The following is an 18,592-nucleotide window of genomic DNA, read 5'->3' as shown; positions in this document are numbered from 1 at the left end:
CGTGCGGCTACGAGGGAGAGACCATGCCCGCAGTCGAGTTCCGCGCGGCGCGCGACTTCCTGCTCGCGCACCGCGACGACTACGCGACGGCGTACGAGAAGTTCCGCTGGCCGGTGCTGACCGGTTTCAACTGGGCGCTGGACTGGTTCGACAAGATCGCCGAGGGCAACGACTCGCCCGCGCTGTGGATCGTCGAGGAGGACGGCGCCGAGGCCAGGTACTCGTTCTCGCAGCTGTCGCGGCGGTCGAACCAGGTGGCGAACCTGCTGCGCCGGGCGGGGGTGCGGCGCGGCGACCGGATCATCCTGATGCTCGGCAACCAGGTCGAGCTGTGGGAGACCGTGCTCGCGGCGATGAAGCTCGGCGCGATCATGATCCCGTGCACGCCGCTGCTCGGCACGGCCGACCTCCAGGACCGGCTGACGCGCGGCAGGGCCCGGCACGTGGTGACCGCCTCGTCCGAGACCGGGAAGTTCGACGGTGTCGAGGGCGAGTTCACGAAGATCGCCGTGGGCGAGCCGGTGGAGGGGTGGCTGCGGTACGCCGACGCCTACGAGGAGGGCGAGTCCTTCACCCCGTACGGCCTGACGATGTCGCGGGACACGCTGCTGCTGTACTTCACGTCCGGGACGACGGCCAAGCCGAAGCTGGTCGAGCACACCCACGCGTCCTACCCGGCCGGGCACCTGTCGACGATGTACTGGATCGGGCTGCGGCCCGGAGACGTCCATCTGAACATCTCGTCGCCGGGGTGGGCCAAGCACGCGTGGAGCAACATCTTCGCGCCGTGGGACGCCGAGGCGTGCGTGTTCATCTTCAACTACACCCGGTTCGACCCCGACCGGCTCCTCGACACCCTCGAACGGTGCGGCGTGACGAGCTTCTGCGCGCCGCCGACCGTGTGGCGGATGCTGATCCAGGCCGACCTCGGACGGCTCGGCAGGCCGCCCCGCGAGGTCGTCGCGGCCGGCGAGCCGCTGAACCCCGAGGTGATCGAGCGGGTGAAGGAGGCGTGGGGCCGCACGATCCGGGACGGCTTCGGGCAGACCGAGACGACCGTCCAGATCGCCAACACGCCCGGCCAGCCGGTCAAGCCCGGCTCGATGGGGCGTCCCGTGCCCGGCTACAAGGTGGCGCTGATCGACCCGCTGACGGGGGAGCCGGGCGACGAGGGCGAGATCTGCCTCGACCTGGAGGACCGCCCGCTCGGGCTGATGACCGGCTACCACGGCGACGAGGAGCGCACCGAGGAGGCGATGGCCGGCGGCTACTACCACACCGGCGACATCGGCTCCCGCGACGAGGACGGGTACATCACCTATGTCGGGCGCGCCGACGACGTGTTCAAGGCGTCCGACTACAAGATCTCGCCGTTCGAGCTGGAGAGCGTGCTGATCGAGCACGAGGCGGTGGCGGAGGCCGCGGTCGTGCCGTCGCCCGACCCGGTGCGGCTGGCCGTCCCCAAGGCCTACGTCACGCTCGCGGCCGGCTGGGCGCCGGACGCGGAGACGGCGAAGGCGATCTTCGCGCACTGCCGGGAGCAGCTGTCGCCCTACAAGCGGGTCCGGCTGCTGGAGTTCGCCGAGCTGCCGAAGACGATCTCCGGCAAGATCCGCCGGGTGGAGCTGCGGGCCAGCGAGATCGACAAGCATCCGGGCGAGGGCGACCGCCCGGAGGGCGAGTTCCGCGAGGAGGACCTTCGATGAACCTCTCCTACGCGTCGGGCATCTCGACCACGCCGCTGCTCGGCGACACCATCGGCGCGAACCTCGACAAGACGGTCGCGGCGCACTCGGAGCGGGACGCGCTCGTCGAGCGGTCGTCCGGCCGCCGCTGGACCTACGAGCAGTTCTCCGACGACGTGGACGCCGTCGCGCTCGGCCTCCGCGACCTCGGCGTCGTCAAGGGCGACCGGGTGGGCATCTGGGCGCCGAACTGCGCCGAGTGGATGCTCGTCCAGTACGCGACGGCCAAGCTCGGGGCGATCCTCGTCAACATCAACCCCGCCTACCGGGTGCACGAGCTGGAGTTCGTCCTCAACCAGGCGGGCATCCGGACGCTCGTCGCGGCACCGGTGTTCAAGACGTCCGACTACGCCGCGATGATCGAGCAGGTGCGGCCCAAGTGCGCCGCGCTGCGCGACGTCGTGCTCATCGGCACGCCCGGATGGGACGCGCTGCTGGAGGCGGGCCGCACCCCGGCGCCGGGCGTGCTCGAGGAGATCGGGCGGACGCTCACCGCCGACGACCCGATCAACATCCAGTACACGTCCGGGACGACGGGGTTCCCCAAGGGCGCGACGCTGTCGCACCACAACATCCTGAACAACGGCTACTTCGTCGGCGAGCTGTGCGGCTACGACGAGGAGGACCGCATCTGCGTCCCCGTCCCCTTCTACCACTGCTTCGGCATGGTGATGGGCAACCTCGCGGCGACGAGCCACGGCGCGTGCATCGTGATCCCGGCGCCCGCGTTCGACCCGAAGGCGACGCTGGAGGCGGTCGCGGCCGAGCGCTGCACCTCGCTGTACGGGGTGCCGACGATGTTCATCGCCGTCCTGAACGAGCCGTCGCTGACCGGGCTCGACCTGTCCGGCCTGCGCACCGGGATCATGGCCGGGTCGCCGTGCCCGGTCGAGGTGATGAAGCAGGTCATCGAGCGGCTCGGGATGAGCGAGGTCGCGATCTGCTACGGCATGACCGAGACGTCGCCGGTGTCCACGCAGACCCGCGCGGGCGACTCGCTGGAGCGCCGCGTGTCCACGGTCGGGACCGTGCTGCCGCACCTGGAGGTCAAGGTCGTCGACCCCGAGACGGGCGTGACCGTCCCGCGCGGCGTGCCCGGCGAGTTCTGCACGCGCGGCTACTCGGTGATGCTCGGCTACTGGAACGAGCCCGAGAAGACGGCGGAGGCCGTGGACGCCGCCCGCTGGATGCACACCGGCGACCTCGCGGTGATGGACGAGGAGGGCTACGTCAACATCACCGGCCGGATCAAGGACATGGTGATCCGGGGCGGGGAGAACATCTACCCGCGCGAGATCGAGGAGTTCCTCTACACCCATCCCGACATCGTCGACGCGCAGGTGATCGGCGTCCCGGACGAGAAGTACGGCGAGGAGCTGATGGCCTGGGTGCGGCTCCGCGAGGGCGTGCCGGGCCTGACCGCGGGCGAGCTGCGCGCGTTCTGCGAGGGCAAGCTCGCCCACTACAAGATCCCCCGCTACGTGCACGTGGTGGAGGAGTTCCCGATGACGGTCACCGGCAAGATCCGCAAGGTGCAGATGCGCGCCGAGGCGGTCGACATCCTCGGCCTGGAGGACGTCGCCGCGGCACGGCACGCCTAGGTTCGTCCATCTCCGGACTTTCGTGCCGGGGGTCCGGCAGGGCATTCTCGGAACATGGGCGATGACGTGGGAGCCGTCCGGTCGGCGGTGCTGACGCTGCAGCGCACCACCGGCCTGCCCATGGTGTTCGGCGGCGCGCTCAGCGGCCAGGACCGGCTGGTGATCACCGAGCTGGTCGGCAACACGACCGACTCGCTGAACGGCCTCGTCGTGCGGCACGGCAACGGGCTCGGCGGCAAGGCGATGGCCATGGGGCGCCCCGCCTGGGTCAGCAACTACCCGTGCTCGGCGTCGATCAGCCACGACTACGACAAGCCCGTCGGGCGCGAGGGGCTGCTGTCGATCGTCGCGGTCCCGATCGTCGTGCGGCGGCGCGTCCGCGGCGTCCTCTACGGCGCGCTGCGCGAGCCCCTCTCGCTCGCCGACCGCGTCGTGGGCGCGGCCGTGGAGGCGGCGCGCGACCTCGAGCAGGACCTCGCCGTCCAGGACCGGGCCGACGAGGCGCTGGCGCGGACGCCGCCCGGCACCTCGGCGGCGCGCTGGGAGGAGGTCCGGGCCGTGCACGCCGAGCTGCGGGCCCTCGCCGAGCAGGTCCGCGACCTGCCGACCCGCGACCGGCTCCGGGAGGCGTCGCTGCGCCTCGCGGCGGCCGGGCTGGGCGAGCCGGACGCGGCGCCGCGCCCCGTGCTGTCGCCCCGCGAGCTGGACGTCCTGTCGTACGTCGCGATCGGCTGCACCAACGCGGAGGCCGGCGAGCGCCTCGGGCTGCTGCCGGAGACGGTGAAGAGCTACCTGCGGTCGGCGATGCGCAAGCTCGACAGTCACACCCGGCTGGAGGCCGTGACCGCCGCCCGCCGCGCCGGGCTGCTCCCCTGATCCTCGCGCCGCGCCGCCCGGCGCCCCGCGAACGAGGCGCCGGTCGCGGCGAGCGCCGTCCCGCCGAAGCCGAGCATCACGGCGGTGAACGCCGGGCCGTGGCCGCCGGGGACGCCGAGGTACAGGGTCCCGAAGACGGCGACGCCCGCGACGCCCGCGAGCTGGAAGTTCATGTTGACCAGCCCGCTGAGGTCCGCCGCGTACCGGTCCGGGACGTGCGCCGTCAGCCGCCCGAGCTGCGGCGCGAACCCGAGTCCGAGGCCGAGCCCGCCGAACCCGAGGAGCACGGCGAGCACCGCCCCGTCCGCGCGGGTCAGCCCCACCGCGGCGTACACCGACGCGAGGAGCAGGTAGCCGGCGACGGGCGCGCGGGCGGCCAGGCGGGCGGGGAGGCGCGGGACGAGCGGCCCTCCGACCCCGAACGCGGCGACCCAGGGCACGAGCACCAGGCCGGAGAACAGGGCGCTGTGCCCCAGCCCGTCCTGCAGGTAGAGGGCGAGGACGAACATCATCGCGTAGTAGGTGCCGGTGGCCGCGCCGAGGGCGCCGAGGGTCCACGCCACGACCGGGCGGCCGAGCACGCCCGGGGCCAGCAGCGGGGACTCGACGCGCCGCTGCCGCCTGACGAACAGGGCGGTCACCGGCACGCAGGCCGCGAGCGACGCCCACGTCCACGGCGGCCAGCCCGCCTCGCGCCCGAACAGCAGGGGAACGACGGCCAGGAGCGCCGCCGCCGACAGCAGGGCCGCCCCGCCGAGGTCGAGGCGCGCGCCGCGGCCGCCCGCGTCCGCCGGGAGCAGCCGCGCCCCGGCCGCGAGCAGCGCGATCCCGGCCGGCACGTTGACCAGGAAGACCGGGCGCCAGCCGAGCCCGCCCACGTCGGCCGAGACCAGCACGCCGCCGAGCACCTGGCCCGCGACCGCGCCGCCGGACAGCGCCACGGCGAGCAGTCCCTGCGCCCGCGCCCGTGCCGGGCCGGTGAAGTGGAGCTGGATGCCGGACAGGACCTGAGGCACCATCAGCGCCCCGGCCGCGCCCTGCACCAGCCGCGCGGCGACGAGCGCGCCGGTGGAGGGGGCCAGCCCGCACGCGAGCGAGGCGGCGGTGAACGCGCCGAGCCCGAGCAGGAACATCCGCCGGTGGCCGCGCGCCTGCCCGAGCCGGGCACCGGTCACCAGCAGGACGGCGTACGCGAGCGTGTAGCCGGAGACGACCAGTTCGAGGCCGCCGGCGGACGGGCGCAGGTCCTCCTCGACGGCCGGACCGGCGACGTTCACGACGGCGATGTCGATGTTGACCATGAACTGCCCGGCGAGCAGGACCGCGAGCATGAACGCGGGCCGGCGGGGGCCGGTGATCGGGGGCCCGGACACGGAGGTGTGATCGATCGAGGGCATGGAGGGACAACCCCGGCCGCCGCCACCGGGTTGCGGCGGGCACGCCGACGGGGCCCGTACGGGCCGGTGAACACCGCGGGGCCGCGCGGTCTTCGGCGGATCGGGCCCGGCGACGGGGTCAGCGGCGTGGGCGTCGTCCAGTGCAGATCGGCCCCCGCGGCGCACTGCCTGGTCGACCGTCACCGCACGCCGGCTGCGCCGGGCCGTGATCGCTCGGCCGTCCCGCCTGTTCCCCGGGCTGGGACGTCCGGCCCCCGAATCGCAGTGACGACGGTAACACCTCTCCGAAGACGTTCGGCGCCCCTCGCCGCCGGCTCCAGCGCCTCGCTTACGGCCTTCCGGCAAGACGGCTGATGTCAGCGGGACGACCCCCGTCAGTGGCCCGACCTGCGGCGCTGTGCCCGGTCCCTAAAACGGACCACTCGGGTGAGCCGATTGTGATCCCATAGCATCCCCCTACCCGCCCAAAACCCCGATAGCGTGGGACTTGTGGAGGTTGAGGACTCAGGCCGGACATCACGCCGCAAAGCTCTCTGGTTGATGGGGGCAGCCGCCGGACTCACGGCCCTCGGCGCGGACAGCGCGCGCACGCCGCACGGGACCGGGAAGCCCGCGTGGGCCGTACCGACCCCCCGCGCGCGGCCGGTCATCCATCCGACGCCGACGCCCACCCCGACGCCGACGCCCCGGCCCGCCCCGTGGACGCCGGCCAAGCTCACCGCGGTGGAGAAGCCCGTCCGCGAGCTGACGCAGCTGAACCCTCCGCCGCCCCCGCAGTCGATCGCCCTCACGATCGACGACGGCCCGAGCCCCCTGTGGACGCCCCGGGTGCTCGACCTGCTGGCCGAGCACGGGATCCACGCCACGTTCTTCGTCATCGGCGAGCAGGTGAAGGAGTTCCCCAAGCTCACCCGCCGCATCGCCGACGCCGGCCACCAGATCTGCAACCACACGCAGACGCACCCGATCAGCATCGGGAGCATGGCGCGCAAGCGGGTCCGCAAGGAGATCGTCGAGGCGCACGACCGGATCGCCGACGTCACCGGCGTCGTCCCCCAGTTCTTCCGCTCCCCCGGCGGCGCGTGGTCGAAGACGATCCTGGAGCTGGTGGCCGAGCACGACATGCTCCCGATCGACTGGGCGGTCGACCCGCGCGACTGGGCCCGTCCCGGCGTCGGGCACATCCGCCGGACGCTCATGAAGGGCAAGGCCGGCAACATCATGCTGTGCCACGACGGCGGCGGCGACCGCTCGCAGACCCTCAAGGCGCTGGACACCGTCATCCCGAAGATGAAGAAGCGCGGCCTGACCTTCGTCGCGCTCTGACCGCGCTCGCGCCGGCCCCTCACCGGAGGCCCGCGAAGAGGTCGTCCTCGGGGAGTTCCGTGGCGACGCGGGAGCGGGCCAGGTGGTAGTCCTCGGTCGGCCAGACGGCGCGTTCCACGTCGCGCGGATGGGCCATGAAGCCCGCGTTCGGGTCGATCTGCGTGGCGTGCGCCCGCAGGGCCTCGTCCCGGACGGCGAAGTGGTCCGCGCAGTGGACGCGGGTGGTGATGTCGAGCTTCGGCGCGGTGTCCGGCCAGTCGGCGAGGATCGGCCCGATGCCCGACTCCAGGCCGCGCTCGGTCATGCCGTCGTGCAGCGCCTGGAACCACTCCTTCGAGAAGGCGCCCTGGTAGTAGAGCTTCTCCGGCCGCCACGGCCCGCCCGTCCCCGGGTAGCGGGACGGGTCGGCGGACGCCTCGAACGCCTCCACCGTCACCTCGTGCGTCCTGACATGGTCGGGATGCGGGTACCCGCCCGTCTCGTCGTAGGTGACGACCACGTGCGGACGGAACTCGCGGATGAGCGCCACGAGCGGGCGGGCCGCCTCGGCGAGGGGCGTGCGCGCGAAGCAGCCGTCCGGCAGGGGCTCGCCGGGGGCGGGCAGACCCGAGTCGACGAAGCCGAGGAACCGCTGCCGGACGCCGAGGATCCTGCGCGCGGCCTCCATCTCCGCCCGCCGGACCGCCGGCAGGTCCGCCCTGGTCTCGGGCCGGTCCATCGCGGGGTTGAGCACGTCGCCGCGCTCCCCGCCCGTGCAGGTCGCGACCAGGACGTCCACTCCCTCGGCCGCGTACTTGGCGAGCGTGGCGGCGCCCTTGCTCGACTCGTCGTCGGGATGCGCGTGCACGCTGAGCAGCCGGAACCTCATCGGTGCTCCTTCCGGGACGGGTAGAAGAGGGCGGGGACGAGGGTCAGGGCGGACAGGGCGACCGCCCACCAGAAGGTGTGGCCGTAGGCGGCCGCGGGGGCGTGCCCGTCCAGGGAGCGCTGCAGGACGACCGCGAGGACCGCGGTGCCCAGCGAGCCGCCGACCCGGTTGACGGTGTTGACGGCCCCGGCGGCGCGGGCCACCTCGTGGCGCTCGACGCCGGCGTAGACCGCGGCCATGCCGGGCGCCATGACGACTCCGAGTCCCGCGCCCCGGACGACCAGCGACGCGACGAGGAGCCATCCCGCCGGGGACGAGCCCAGTTGGGTGAAGGCGACCGTCCCGGCGAGGGTGAGCAGGATGCCGGTCAGGATCAGCGGCCGGGGCGCCATGCGGTCGGCCAGCCGGCTCGCGAAGAACGTGGCGGCGGCCGTCCCGAGGGCCTGCGGGGCGAGCAGCAGGCCCGCCTCCAGCGCGGACGCGTGCTCCACCTGCTGGTAGTAGAGCGGCAGCAGGAGCAGGGAGCCGTAGAGGGCGGCGCCCTGCAGGAACGAGTTCGCCGTTGCGACCGCGAAGCCACGCCGGGCGAACAGGCGCAGGTCGATCAGAGCCGCTGCGCGGCGGCGCAAGGCGTGCGCGACGTAGCCGAGCACGAGCGCCGCGCCGGCTAGCAGCGGCAAGGCGACACCGAGGGCGCCGAAGCCCTCGCCGCCGGCCTCGGAGAAGCCGTAGACGAGTGCGGCCAGGCCGGGGGACAGGAGCGCCAGGCCCAGGACGTCCAGCCTGTCGCCGCCGGTCCCGCGCCCGGTGTCGGACGGGATGTGGCGGCCCGCCAGCACCAGGGTCAGCAGGCCCAGCGGGACGTTCACCAGGAACATCCAGCGCCAGTCGAGCCGGTCGACGATCAGCCCGCCGAGGACCGGGCCGAGGACCGGCGCGAACGTCAGCGGCAGGACGGTGATGCCGAAGACGCGCCCGAGGCGGGCGGGCCCGGCGGCCCGGACGACGATCGACTGCCCGATCGGCTGGATCAGGCCCCCGCCGACGCCCTGGAGCACGCGGAAGAGAATCAGGCTCCCGGCCGACCATGCGAGGCCGCAGAGGGCGGACCCGGCGGCGAACAGGGCGACGGAGACCATCCACATCCTGCGGGCGCCGAACCGGTCGCTCGCCCAGCCCGCCAGCGGCATCACCATCGAGACGGCGAGGAGGTATCCGGCCGACACCCATTGCAGCGTGGCGGGCGGGCTGCGGAAGTCGCGGGCGATCGAGTCCAGGCCGACCGTCACGATCGTCGTGTCGAGCAGGGCGAGTACCGGGCCGAGGACCAGGACGAACGACGCCCTCAGCAGCGCCGGGTCCAGCCTCTCGGCCGGTCGGGGCGCGGCGGGGGCACGAACGGGTGCGGTCATGCGGCGTCCTCCAAGTAAGTTGAGTGGACCTAAATTTAGGCTCAACCAACTTGCTTGGTCAACACTATTTTTAGGTTCGACCTATCCGAGCGAAGACCGGGGCCGGGGGGTGTACTCAGCTACACCCCACGCTCGGGTTGCGGGCACACTGTGCTCGGGGGCCGCCGCCAGAAGACTGGACTCCAGACGGCAAGCGACCCGCGGAGGATCCGGTGGACGGTGGACTGGTGCAAGAGACACGGCTGCAACGGCATGTGCGGGCCCCCTGGCGCGGGCTGGCGCTCTGGCTGCTCGGCATCCCCGCGACCCTCGTCGGCCTGTGGTTCATCACGGTCGTCTCGATGATCACGAGCTTCGTCGGAGTGCTGCTGTTCCCGTCCTCGACGATGCTGCTGCGCGAGCGGCTCGACGCGTACCGGGTCCGCATCAACCGGTGGACCGACGTCCGGATCGCGCGGCCGTACCTGCCCGAACCGGAGCAGGAGCCCGGCCTGAGCGGCATGTTCAAGCGGTTCATCGCGCTGATCAGCGATCCGGCCACCTGGCGGGACTACCTGTGGGTCCTCACCGACCCGGTCGTCTCGGTCTTCACCGCGGCGCTGCCCGGCCTGCTGATCCTCTACGGGCTGTGGGGGTACGTGCTCGCCGCCTTCGCCGGCGACATGATCGGGCACTACGGCGGCAGCGACTGGTACGCCTACGTCCACGTCACCGAGGGGTACGGCCGCGACACCGGGCGGGTGCTGTCCACCGTGGTCGTCGCCACCGCGTGCATCGCCGCCGGGTACCTGATCGGCCCGAAGATGCTGACCGCGTACGGGCACTGGGGCCGCACCATCCTCGGCCCGACGAAGAAGTCCGAGCTCGCGCTGCGCGTCCAGCACCTCACCGAGACCCGGTCCGAGGCCGTGGACGCCTCCGCCGCCGAACTGCGCCGCATCGAGCGCGACCTGCACGACGGCGCGCAGGCCCGGCTCGTCGCTATGGGGATGAGCCTCGGCGCGATCGAGCACCTGCTCGACAAGGACCCGGAGAAGGCCCGCATCCTGCTCGCCGAGACCCGCGCCTCGTCGGCGAAGGCGCTGCACGAGCTGCGCGACCTCGTCCGCGGCATCCACCCGCCGGTGCTCGCCGACCGCGGCATCGGGGACGCGGTCCGGGCCCTCGCACTCGACCACCCGCTGGACGTCGAGGTGTCCGCCGACCTGCCGGCGCGCCCCGAGCCGCCGGTCGAGTCCGCCGCCTACTTCGCGGTCTCGGAGATCCTCACCAACGCGGCCAAGCACTCCGGCGCGTCCCGCGTCTGGGTCGACATGCGGTACGAGGACGGCATGCTGCGGATCAGCGTCACCGACGACGGCCGCGGCGGCGCGAGCCTGGAGGGCGGCTCGGGGCTGCGCGGGATCGAGCGGCGAATCGGTACATTCGACGGCGTGCTCGCCCTCAACTCCCCCGTGGGCGGCCCGACCATCGTGACCCTGGAGCTGCCTTGCGCGTTGTCCTCGCCGAAGACCTCGCTCTCCTGAGGGAGGGCCTCGTCAGCCTCCTGGAGTCGCACGACTTCGAGATCGCGGCGGCCGTCGACAACGGGCCGTCCCTGCTGAAGGCACTGCTCGACCACCGCCCGGACGTGGCGGTGGTCGACGTGCGCCTGCCCCCCTCCTTCACCGACGAGGGCCTCCAGGCGGCGCTGGAGGCGCGGCGGCAGGTCCCGGGCCTGCCCGTCCTCGTGCTGTCGCAGTACGTCGAGCAGCTCTACGCCCGCGAGCTGCTCGCCGACGGCACCGGCGCGATCGGCTACCTGCTCAAGGACCGGGTGTTCGACGCGGCGCAGTTCGTGGACGCGGTCCGCCGGGTCGCCGCGGGCGGCACCGCGATGGATCCCGAGGTCATCTCCCGGCTCGTCGCCCGCAACACCCGCGACACCCCCCTGGGGCGCCTCACCCCGCGCGAGACCGAGGTCCTGGAGCTGATGGCGCAGGGCCGCTCCAACGCGGCGATCGCGGAGCGGCTCGTCGTCACCGAGCGCGCGGTCACCAAGCACACCGCGAACATCTTCGCCAAGCTCGACCTCCCCGTCACCGGCGACGACAACCGGCGCGTCCTCGCCGTCCTGGCCTACCTGAACCGCTAAAACCGAGCGGAGCGAGCCGGGGGGCGTGGGGGGTCGCCCCCCCACAGGCTGCACAGCCGAGCGGAGCGAGCCGGGGGGCGTGGGGGGTCGCCCCCACAGACTGCACAGGCCAGCGGAGCCGGCCGGGGATGTGGGGGGTGTCCCCCACAGGGTGCACGGGAGTGTGGGGGATCGTCCCCGGCAGGCCGCATAGTCGTGGCGTCGGGTCGTTCCTTCCGGGGCGTGGCGGTGGCATAGTCTCCCCCGCGAGCAGGCCCGGGGAGGGCGTGATGACGGTGATTCTCGTTCTGCTGTGCCTGGCGATCGCCGGGCGGGAGCTGTACCTGGCGTTCGAGCGCGGGCGGACGCCGGGCGCCCCCGAGATCGCCGACATCCGCACGCAGCTCCGCGCCCTCAAGGGCACCCGCGACGAGCTGGCGGAGTTCCGCGCGTCCCAGCGCGAGCGGCTCGACGGGCTCGCCGCCGACCAGGAGCGCGACCGCGCGGCGCTGGAGGAGACCGACGCCCGGATCCGCTCGCTCGTCACGCAGATCAACGACCGGCTGGTACCGGACGTGAGCGGGCGGCTGAAGGAGCATCGGGACGCGGCCGAGGAGCAGCGCGCGGCCGTGGAGCGGCTGGCCGCCGAGACGGCCGAGCTCCGCAGGCACCTCGTCGGGCGGCTCGACCAGGCCGTCGCCGCGTCCCTCGGCGCCGACCCCGCCGACCTGGCCTCCGGGGCCCTCACCGTCGTCCCGGCCGGAGACCGGCCGGCGCTGACCGGCCCGTTCGAGCGGTTCGCCGGACACCACGGGCTGCGCGTCGAGCTGACCGACGGGGACCGCTACTACCTGTCCGGACGCAGCCCGCGCTCCCTGGAACGCGACTTCATCGACCTGGTGGCCGCGCTCCGCGAGCACTGCGTGGACTCCACCGGCCCGGCGCGGACCCTGCTGGGCGCGCTCCGCGACGTCGACCGGGGCGGCGCGCGGATCGGGCCGCTTCTCGTGGTGCGGACGCCGGAGTCGCTGGTGTGCGGGGTGCTGCCGCTCGCCGAGCTGCGCCGCCCCGACACCGCCGGGCTGCTCGACGACCCGGACGCCGCCGCCGGGCGCCTGCACCGCCTCCCCGAGGGACGGTTCTGCGACGTGTCGGCCTGGCCCGCGCTGAACGCCTAGACCTCGGTGCCCGCGCGTCACCGCAGGGGCGCCGTCCAGGGGAACTCGGGCGCGCGGCGTTCGAGGAACGCGGCGATGCCCTCCTCGACCTCGCCGCTGGCGGCGACCTCGGCGAGCCACCGCTGCGTCATCTCCTGCACCGGGCCGACGGCGACGATGGCGTCCACGATGTCCTTGGTCGCCTGCTGGGTGAGCAGGGAGCGGGACGCGAGGGTCTCGGTGAACGCGGCGACGCGGTCGTGCAGGCCGCCCGCGGGGACGACCTCGTCCAGCAGCCCGATGCGCAGGGCGTGCGCGGCGTCCACCAGGTCGGCGGAGTAGAGCAGGTACTTCGCCGCCGACGGGCCCACCAGCCGGACGAGCCGCGCCGTCGCGGCGGCCGGGTAGACGATGCCGAGCCGGGCCGGGGTGATCCCGAACCGCGCGTCCGGCTCCGCGAACCGCAGGTCGCAGGCGGCCGCGAGCTGGCAGCCGCCGCCCACGCAGTACCCCTCGATCGCGGCGAGCGTCGGCTTGCGGAACGCGGCGAGCGCCCGCTCGGCGACCGTCGACAGGTGCGAGTCGTCGTCGCGGTGGATGTCGTCCAGCTCGGAGATGTCGGCGCCCGCGCAGAAGTTCCCGCCCGCGCCCGTCAGCACCACGACCCGGACGGCGGGGTCGGCGGCGAACCCGTCCAGGATGCCGGGCAGCGCCCGCCACATGTCCGCCGACATGGCGTTCCGCTTGGCCGGCCGGTCGATCACGACCGTCCCGACGCCCCCGGCGACCTCGAACCGCAGCCCCTCGCCCATCGTCCTCCCTCACCCCTGAGCAGCGCGGCTCATCGTATTCGCCCGCCGTCCGGCACCGGCCACCGGACGGTCACCGGAACCTGGGGGCCGATCCGGTAGTCATAACCCTCGTCAGCATCGCCACGGATGAGACCGGCGGCGCGGCCGGGGGAAGCCGCGGCGCCGGACGGACGCAGGGGGACATCCGCATGAAAGCCGTCACCGAGCTCGGGGAATGCGAAAGCGCCCCCGATTGCTGTACTGTCATGGCAACGTCCTTGGATTCTCACGACTCGCGTCGAGGACGTCTCTTCCCCGCCCGGGCCATCTGAGCGCCCGGTGACTTTCCGGTCCGGCACGCACGGCGTGCGGGGCCGCCGCACAAGGGAGCCGACGTCAGCCCGGTGAACCGAGCTGCATACCTCGCATTCCTCTCGCGTACGCGCCGCGGGTTCCGCCGCCGTACGCGGACTTCGACTCCGGGCGGCGCCGACCACCGCGCGCCCGCCTGAGAAGGGACCCTCATGTCCGCCCCCACCCTCGAATCAGAACCCGCCGCGGGCCGCAAGGCCCCCGCCCGCGGCGCGCACGCGGTCTCCGCGCAGAGCGCCCGCAAGGACGGGCGCCAGCAGGGACGGCGCCCGGCCGACGACGCGCCGACCGTCCCCTTCCAGGGCCTCCTGTCCGTCCAGGACAAGCACGCGTTCGTCCGCACGTCCGGCTACCTCGCCGGCCCGGACGACGTGCACGTCTCCCTCGCCCAGGTCAAGGCGCACCACCTGCGCCCCGGCGACGTGGTCGCCGGCTTCGCCAGGGCCCCGAAGCAGGGCCGGGGCGACTCGCCCACCCTCGCCCGCGTCGAGACGGTGAACGGCCTCCCGCCCGCCGAGGCCGCCGGCCGCCCCGAGTTCGGCGCGCTGACCCCGCTGTTCCCCGAGGAGCGGCTGCGCCTCGACACCGGTCCGCTCGCGACCCGCGTCATCGACCTGGTCGCGCCGATCGGCAAGGGGCAGCGCGGGCTCATCGTGTCGCCGCCCAAGGTCGGCAAGACGATGGTGCTGCAGGCCGTCGCGAACGCGATCGCGCAGAACAACCCCGAGGTCCACCTGATGGTCGTGCTCATCGACGAGCGGCCCGAGGAGGTCACCGACCTGCAGCGGACCGTGCAGGGCGAGGTGATCCACTCGACCTTCGACCGTCCCGCGCGCGACCACACCGCGCTCGCCGAGCTCGCCGTGGAGCGGGCCAAGCGCCTCGTCGAGCAGGGCCACGACGTCGTCATGCTGCTCGACTCCATCACCCGGCTCGGCCGCGCCTACAACCTCGCGGCGCCCTCCAGCAGCCGCATCCTCGCCGGCGGCGTCGCGACGACCGCGATCTACCCGCCGAAGAAGTTCTTCGGCGCCGCCCGCAACATCGAGAACGGCGGCTCGCTCACCATCCTCGCCACCGCGCTGGTGGAGACGGGGTCCCGCATGGACGACGTCTTCTTCGAGGAGTACAAGGGCACCGGCAACATGGAGCTGAAGCTCGACCGGAGCCTCGCCGACCGCCGCGTCTTCCCCGCCGTCGACATCGAGGCGTCCGGCACGCGCCGCGACGAGCTGCTGATGTCCCCCGAGGAGCTCGCCCTCTCCTGGCGCCTGCGCCGCGCCCTCCAGGGCCTGGACAAGCAGCAGGCCGTCGAGCAGCTCCTGGAGAAGATGAAGGGCACCTCCTCCAACGCCGAGTTCCTGCTCCGCCTCCAGCAGACCACCTGACCGCTAGCCGCGCTTCTCCGGCCTGAAGGACTTGAGGATCTTGTCGTAGAGGCGCTGGCCCGGCGTCCACTCCGGGTCGGGCGCGTGGAAGCAGAACTCGTAGCCCGCCGCGCGGCCGCACAGCACGTGCCGGACGGCGTCGTGCCCTCCGTCCCGCCAGGTGAACTCCCATTCGGCGGCGCCGTCGACGACCTCGGGCACCGGCTCCAGCCGCAGCCGCCGGTAGCCGGGATAGCGGTGCTCCTTCACCGCGCCGCGCTCCTCGGCGCGCAGCCCGGCCAGCGGGTCGCCGGGAGCCGGGGCGATGCGCAGCCCCCGTCCGGTCTCGGCGTCCTTCCAGGTCATCACGCTGCCGCGCCGCTCGGCCTGCCAGCCCGCCGGCACCCGCACCGAGTACGCGCCCGCCTCGTGGTACCGCGCCGTCTTCATCGACACGCCCGCCGCCGGACGCAGCGCGACCGAGTCGCCCTTGCCGATCGACGTCCACCGGGCCGTCCAGGTGCCCGCGCCCGCCGCGAGCGCCGCGAGCAGCGCCACGCTGACGACCGCCCCCGGGCGCAGCCGGCGCGACGGCAGCGCCGGGACGCGCCACCGCGCCTGCCGCGAACCGCACGGCGGGCTGCCGGACGGACCGCCGCCGCGCAGCGTCCACGGGACGCGCGGCCCGCGCCGGACGGGCGCGCCCGACGCCTCCCTCGGCACCCGGGAGCCGCCGAGCGCCCGCGAAGCGCGCCGCGGCACGACCCGGTGCGCGGAGAAACGGCGGGAATGCGGCACCGGGGCCCTGGTGAAACCGGGTTCCGGAAGGGTTCCGATGAGCTTTTGCAGCAATTCCGCGGTGGCCTCGGCCGTCAATCTGTCCTCCGGCCGCTGCCGCAGGAGCCCTTCGATGACCGGGGTCAGCGGTCCGGCCCGGACCGGGCGCGCGTAGTCGCCCAAGAGGACCGCCACCATCGACGCCAGGGCGTGGCAGCGCAGGAACGGCGAGAAGCCCTCGACCGCCGTGTAGAGCGTCGCGCCGAGGGACCACAGGTCGGACGCCTCCACGCTCGGCAGGCCGTTCACCCGCTCCGGCGGGAGGTACGCGGGCGAGCCCTCGATGCCCGCGAGCAGCGTGTCGGCGGGCTGCGGCCCCTTGCCGGTGTGGACGGCGAGGCCGAAGTCGCCGAGGAGGACCCGCCCGTCGTCGCAGATCAGGACGTTGCTGGGCTTGACGTCGCGGTGCAGGATGCCCGCCGCGTGCGACGCGCGGAGCACCGACAGGACCGCCGCGCCGATCTCCGCCGTCCGGCGCACCCCGAGCGGGCCGTCCTCCGTGACCAGCCTGTGCAGGGAGCACGCCTCCAGGAACTCCATGACGATCCAGGGGCGGCCGTCCTCGATGATGAGGTCGTGCACGGCGACGACGCCGGGATGCCGGAGCGCGGCCGTCGCGCGGGCCTCGCAGAGCAGGCGCCTGCACATCACCCTGCGTTCGCCCTCGGTGATGCGCGGGGGAAGGTGGACCTCCTTGACCGCGACGTCCCGGTCAAGCATTTCGTCATACGCCCGCCAAACGGTGCCCATACCGCCTCTGCCGACGACAGAGAGCAGGCGATACCGTCGCGCGAGCGGTATCAGCCGATCCCCACTCATGGGCGGGTAATCGCCGGAACGTGCCCAAGGCACGCTCCCACGGCATCAATTGATTTTTGACTGGCGTCCGCCGAGGAAAATGCGCCCGAGCGTGGTAATGACCACACAGGGTAACGTTACCGGCACGCTACGCGAGCAAACTTCTGGCCCACTTGTAATCCGACTTGCCGACGGCGGTTCGCTGTACCTCGTCCACCAGGGTCATCTGCCGCGGGAGCTTGTAGCCGGCGAGGCGGCCGCGGCAGTACTCGGTCAGCTCCTCGAGCGTCACCGTCGCGCCGGGGCGCGGGGCGACGACGGCGGCGACGCGCTGCCCGAACCGCTCGTCCGGCAGGCCCACGACGACCGCGTCCTCCACGGCGGGGTGGTCCTTGAGCGCGACCTCGACCTCCTCCGGGTACACCTTCTCGCCGCCGGTGTTGATCACGAGGGAGCCGCGGCCGAGCAGGGTGATCGTCCCGTCCTCCTCCAGGATCGCGAAGTCGCCGGGGATCGACCAGCGCGTCCCGTCCGGGGCGGTGAAGAACGTCGACGCGGTCTTCTCGGGGTCGTTGTAGTAGCCGAGCGGGATGTGGCCGCTGCGCGCGAGCCTGCCGATCTCGCCGGGCCGGGCGACGTTCAGGTCGTCGTCGAGGACGGTGATGCCCGGCCTCATCATGAACCGGGCCGTCCCCTCCTTGGCGCCGACGGACGGGCCGCACGCGCCGGTCTCCGACGCGCCGTAGTTGTCGAGGAACATGATGTTCGGCAGGTGCTCCTGCAGCGCGGCCTTGGCCCCCTCGGTCAGCGGCGCGCCGCCGGACGCGATCGCCATCAGCGACGACGTGTCGTGCTCGCCGGAGGCGAGCGCCTTCGCGACCGGCCGCGCCATGACGTCGCCGACCAGCATCATCACGTTCGCCTGCTCCTCGGCGAGCAGCCGCAGGGCCTTGTCCGCGTCGAACGCGTGGTCGGTGTAGAGGACGACCTTGGCGCCGCTGAACAGGCCCATGAACGCGACCCACTGCCCCGCGCCGTGCATGACGGGCGCGCAGTCGAGCACGGCCATCGCGGGCTGGTCGGCGTTGGCGGCCAGCTCCTCGGGGCTGCCGATGGGGTCGCCGAGGACGTTCCCGCCGCCGAGCGCGCCGAAGAAGATGTCCTCGCAGCGCCACTCGACGCCCTTCGGGTAGCCCGTCGTGCCGCCCGTGTACATGATGTAGCGGTCGTCGCCGGAGCGTTCGGGGAAGTCGTCGTCCGGCGCGGCGGCCGCGAGCGCCTTCTCGTACTCGACCGCGCCGGGGATCTCGGCCTCGGAGCCGTCCTCCAGCACGAGGACGTGCCGCAGCTCCGGCAGCTCGCCGCGGATCTCCTCGACCTTCTCCAGCAGCGAGCGCTCCCCGACCAGCGCCACCGAGTCGGAGTCGGCCAGGACGTGGCGCAGCTCGGCGGCCACGTAGCGGAAGTTCACCGGGATCGGCACCGCGCGGACCTTGAACGCGCCGAGCATCGCCTCGATCCACTCGGCCCGGTTGTAGGCGAGGATCGCCACGTGCTCGCCCGGCCGGACGCCGACCTCCGCCAGATGGTGCCCGAACCGGCTCGCCCGCTCGCTGAGCTGCCGGTACGTACGCCGCTCGTCGCCGGCGACCAGGGCGGGGCGGTCCGGCCCCGCCGCGGCCAGGATCTCGAGCAGGTCGGCCAGGTTGTAGCTTCGCGCCATGCCACGTCCTCGCGTGTCGGGGTGGGGACTGCCCCTGATCCTCCATGCGGACGGGCGCCGACTCAATCCTTGTCGACATTCCGTCCAATGAGATGAGTCACATCTCACGCCGCCTGATCCGGCCACGCGGATGCTTCTTACACGGCTCTTATCTGGGTACCGGCATGCTTGGCCGTAACGATTGAATATCAGACGGGGGTAGTGGTGAG

Annotated in this window: 13 protein-coding genes and 1 pseudogene; 8 read left to right on the top strand and 6 right to left on the bottom strand. The window is 73.1% G+C overall.

Annotation, left to right across the window (positions count from 1 at the left end; all coding sequences use genetic code 11):
- Positions 1-23: 23 nt before the first annotated feature.
- From ABWI07_RS06730 to ABWI07_RS06720, 3 genes are read left to right on the top strand one after another with little or no spacing between them, the layout of a single operon-like run.
- Positions 24-1,706: an AMP-binding protein gene (locus ABWI07_RS06730; protein ID WP_149260037.1), complete on the top strand. Its 1,683-nt coding sequence runs from the start codon at positions 24-26 to the stop codon at positions 1,704-1,706.
- The gene (locus ABWI07_RS06725) at positions 1,703-3,346 is read left to right on the top strand and encodes an AMP-binding protein (RefSeq protein WP_149260038.1); all 1,644 of its coding nucleotides are present in this window, start codon (positions 1,703-1,705) and stop codon (positions 3,344-3,346) included. Before ABWI07_RS06730 ends, ABWI07_RS06725 begins: the two co-directional genes overlap by 4 nt.
- 54 nt (positions 3,347-3,400) lie before the next feature.
- Entirely contained in the window at positions 3,401-4,222 is an 822-nt protein-coding gene (locus ABWI07_RS06720; RefSeq protein WP_149260039.1) for a helix-turn-helix transcriptional regulator, read from the top strand.
- On the opposite strand, the gene ABWI07_RS06715 is transcribed toward ABWI07_RS06720, so the two are convergent.
- Positions 4,168-5,619, bottom strand: a complete 1,452-nt coding sequence (locus ABWI07_RS06715) for an MFS transporter (protein ID WP_353817939.1) — start codon at positions 5,617-5,619, stop codon at positions 4,168-4,170. The genes ABWI07_RS06720 and ABWI07_RS06715 overlap by 55 nt on opposite strands.
- A gap of 540 nt (positions 5,620-6,159) precedes the next feature.
- On the opposite strand from ABWI07_RS06715, the gene ABWI07_RS06710 reads away from it, so the two are divergent.
- Positions 6,160-6,945 carry a polysaccharide deacetylase family protein gene (locus ABWI07_RS06710; protein WP_353817996.1) on the top strand — a complete coding sequence of 262 codons (786 nt, stop codon included), beginning with the start codon at positions 6,160-6,162 and terminating at the stop codon, positions 6,943-6,945.
- A 19-nt stretch (positions 6,946-6,964) separates the two neighbouring features.
- On the opposite strand, the gene mca is transcribed toward ABWI07_RS06710, so the two are convergent.
- On the bottom strand, positions 6,965-7,813 hold the full coding sequence (mca, locus tag ABWI07_RS06705) for a mycothiol conjugate amidase Mca (RefSeq protein ID WP_149260042.1): 849 nt from the start codon (positions 7,811-7,813) through the stop codon (positions 6,965-6,967).
- Entirely contained in the window at positions 7,810-9,225 is a 1,416-nt protein-coding gene (locus ABWI07_RS06700) for an MDR family MFS transporter (protein WP_353817938.1), read from the bottom strand. Before ABWI07_RS06700 ends, mca begins: the two co-directional genes overlap by 4 nt.
- Positions 9,226-9,452: 227 nt before the next feature.
- On the opposite strand from ABWI07_RS06700, the gene ABWI07_RS06695 reads away from it, so the two are divergent.
- The 3 genes from ABWI07_RS06695 to ABWI07_RS06685 all read left to right on the top strand — a co-directional run bounded on the left by ABWI07_RS06695 (position 9,453) and on the right by ABWI07_RS06685 (position 12,516).
- A complete protein-coding gene (locus ABWI07_RS06695) occupies positions 9,453-10,751 on the top strand; it encodes a sensor histidine kinase (RefSeq protein WP_235036874.1) in 1,299 nt (432 codons plus the stop codon).
- Positions 10,715-11,359 carry a response regulator gene (locus ABWI07_RS06690; RefSeq protein ID WP_353817936.1) on the top strand — a complete coding sequence of 215 codons (645 nt, stop codon included), beginning with the start codon at positions 10,715-10,717 and terminating at the stop codon, positions 11,357-11,359. The genes ABWI07_RS06695 and ABWI07_RS06690 overlap by 37 nt, the downstream gene beginning before the upstream one ends.
- A gap of 269 nt (positions 11,360-11,628) precedes the next feature.
- A complete protein-coding gene (locus ABWI07_RS06685) occupies positions 11,629-12,516 on the top strand; it encodes a hypothetical protein (protein ID WP_353817935.1) in 888 nt (295 codons plus the stop codon).
- 17 nt (positions 12,517-12,533) lie between these two features.
- Here the strand turns inward: ABWI07_RS06685 and ABWI07_RS06680 are convergent, their stop codons facing one another.
- Complete coding sequence (locus ABWI07_RS06680) at positions 12,534-13,307, bottom strand: enoyl-CoA hydratase/isomerase family protein (protein WP_353817934.1); 774 nt, start codon at positions 13,305-13,307, stop codon at positions 12,534-12,536.
- A gap of 587 nt (positions 13,308-13,894) precedes the next feature.
- Here ABWI07_RS06680 and rho point away from each other — a divergent pair.
- Positions 13,895-15,046, top strand: a pseudogene (gene rho, locus ABWI07_RS06675) (transcription termination factor Rho); the annotation flags it as partial.
- 3 nt (positions 15,047-15,049) lie between these two features.
- Here the strand turns inward: rho and ABWI07_RS06670 are convergent.
- Positions 15,050-16,681, bottom strand: coding sequence for a serine/threonine-protein kinase (locus ABWI07_RS06670; protein WP_149260048.1), 1,632 nt, complete (start codon positions 16,679-16,681; stop codon positions 15,050-15,052).
- A 127-nt stretch (positions 16,682-16,808) separates the two neighbouring features.
- A complete protein-coding gene (locus ABWI07_RS06665) occupies positions 16,809-18,383 on the bottom strand; it encodes an acyl-CoA synthetase (protein WP_353817933.1) in 1,575 nt (524 codons plus the stop codon).
- Positions 18,384-18,592 lie beyond the last annotated feature (209 nt).

This window comes from Actinomadura sp. NPDC000600 (assembly GCF_040492135.1).
In the GTDB taxonomy this organism is placed as follows: Bacteria; Actinomycetota; Actinomycetes; order Streptosporangiales; family Streptosporangiaceae; genus Spirillospora.
The sequence above is the reverse complement of the archived record's forward strand: the minus strand, read 5'-3'. Positions and strand labels throughout refer to the sequence as shown.

Coding starts and splice junctions, on each gene's coding strand:
- ABWI07_RS06730 (WP_149260037.1), top strand. CDS start 24: ATGCCCGCAGTCGAGTTCCGCGCGGCGCGCGACTTCCTGCTCGCGCAC.
- ABWI07_RS06725 (WP_149260038.1), top strand. CDS start 1,703: ATGAACCTCTCCTACGCGTCGGGCATCTCGACCACGCCGCTGCTCGGC.
- ABWI07_RS06720 (WP_149260039.1), top strand. CDS start 3,401: ATGGGCGATGACGTGGGAGCCGTCCGGTCGGCGGTGCTGACGCTGCAG.
- ABWI07_RS06715 (WP_353817939.1), bottom strand. CDS start 5,619: ATGCCCTCGATCGATCACACCTCCGTGTCCGGGCCCCCGATCACCGGC.
- ABWI07_RS06710 (WP_353817996.1), top strand. CDS start 6,160: ATGGGGGCAGCCGCCGGACTCACGGCCCTCGGCGCGGACAGCGCGCGC.
- mca (WP_149260042.1), bottom strand. CDS start 7,813: ATGAGGTTCCGGCTGCTCAGCGTGCACGCGCATCCCGACGACGAGTCG.
- ABWI07_RS06700 (WP_353817938.1), bottom strand. CDS start 9,225: ATGACCGCACCCGTTCGTGCCCCCGCCGCGCCCCGACCGGCCGAGAGG.
- ABWI07_RS06685 (WP_353817935.1), top strand. CDS start 11,629: ATGACGGTGATTCTCGTTCTGCTGTGCCTGGCGATCGCCGGGCGGGAG.
- ABWI07_RS06680 (WP_353817934.1), bottom strand. CDS start 13,307: ATGGGCGAGGGGCTGCGGTTCGAGGTCGCCGGGGGCGTCGGGACGGTC.
- ABWI07_RS06670 (WP_149260048.1), bottom strand. CDS start 16,681: ATGAGTGGGGATCGGCTGATACCGCTCGCGCGACGGTATCGCCTGCTC.
- ABWI07_RS06665 (WP_353817933.1), bottom strand. CDS start 18,383: ATGGCGCGAAGCTACAACCTGGCCGACCTGCTCGAGATCCTGGCCGCG.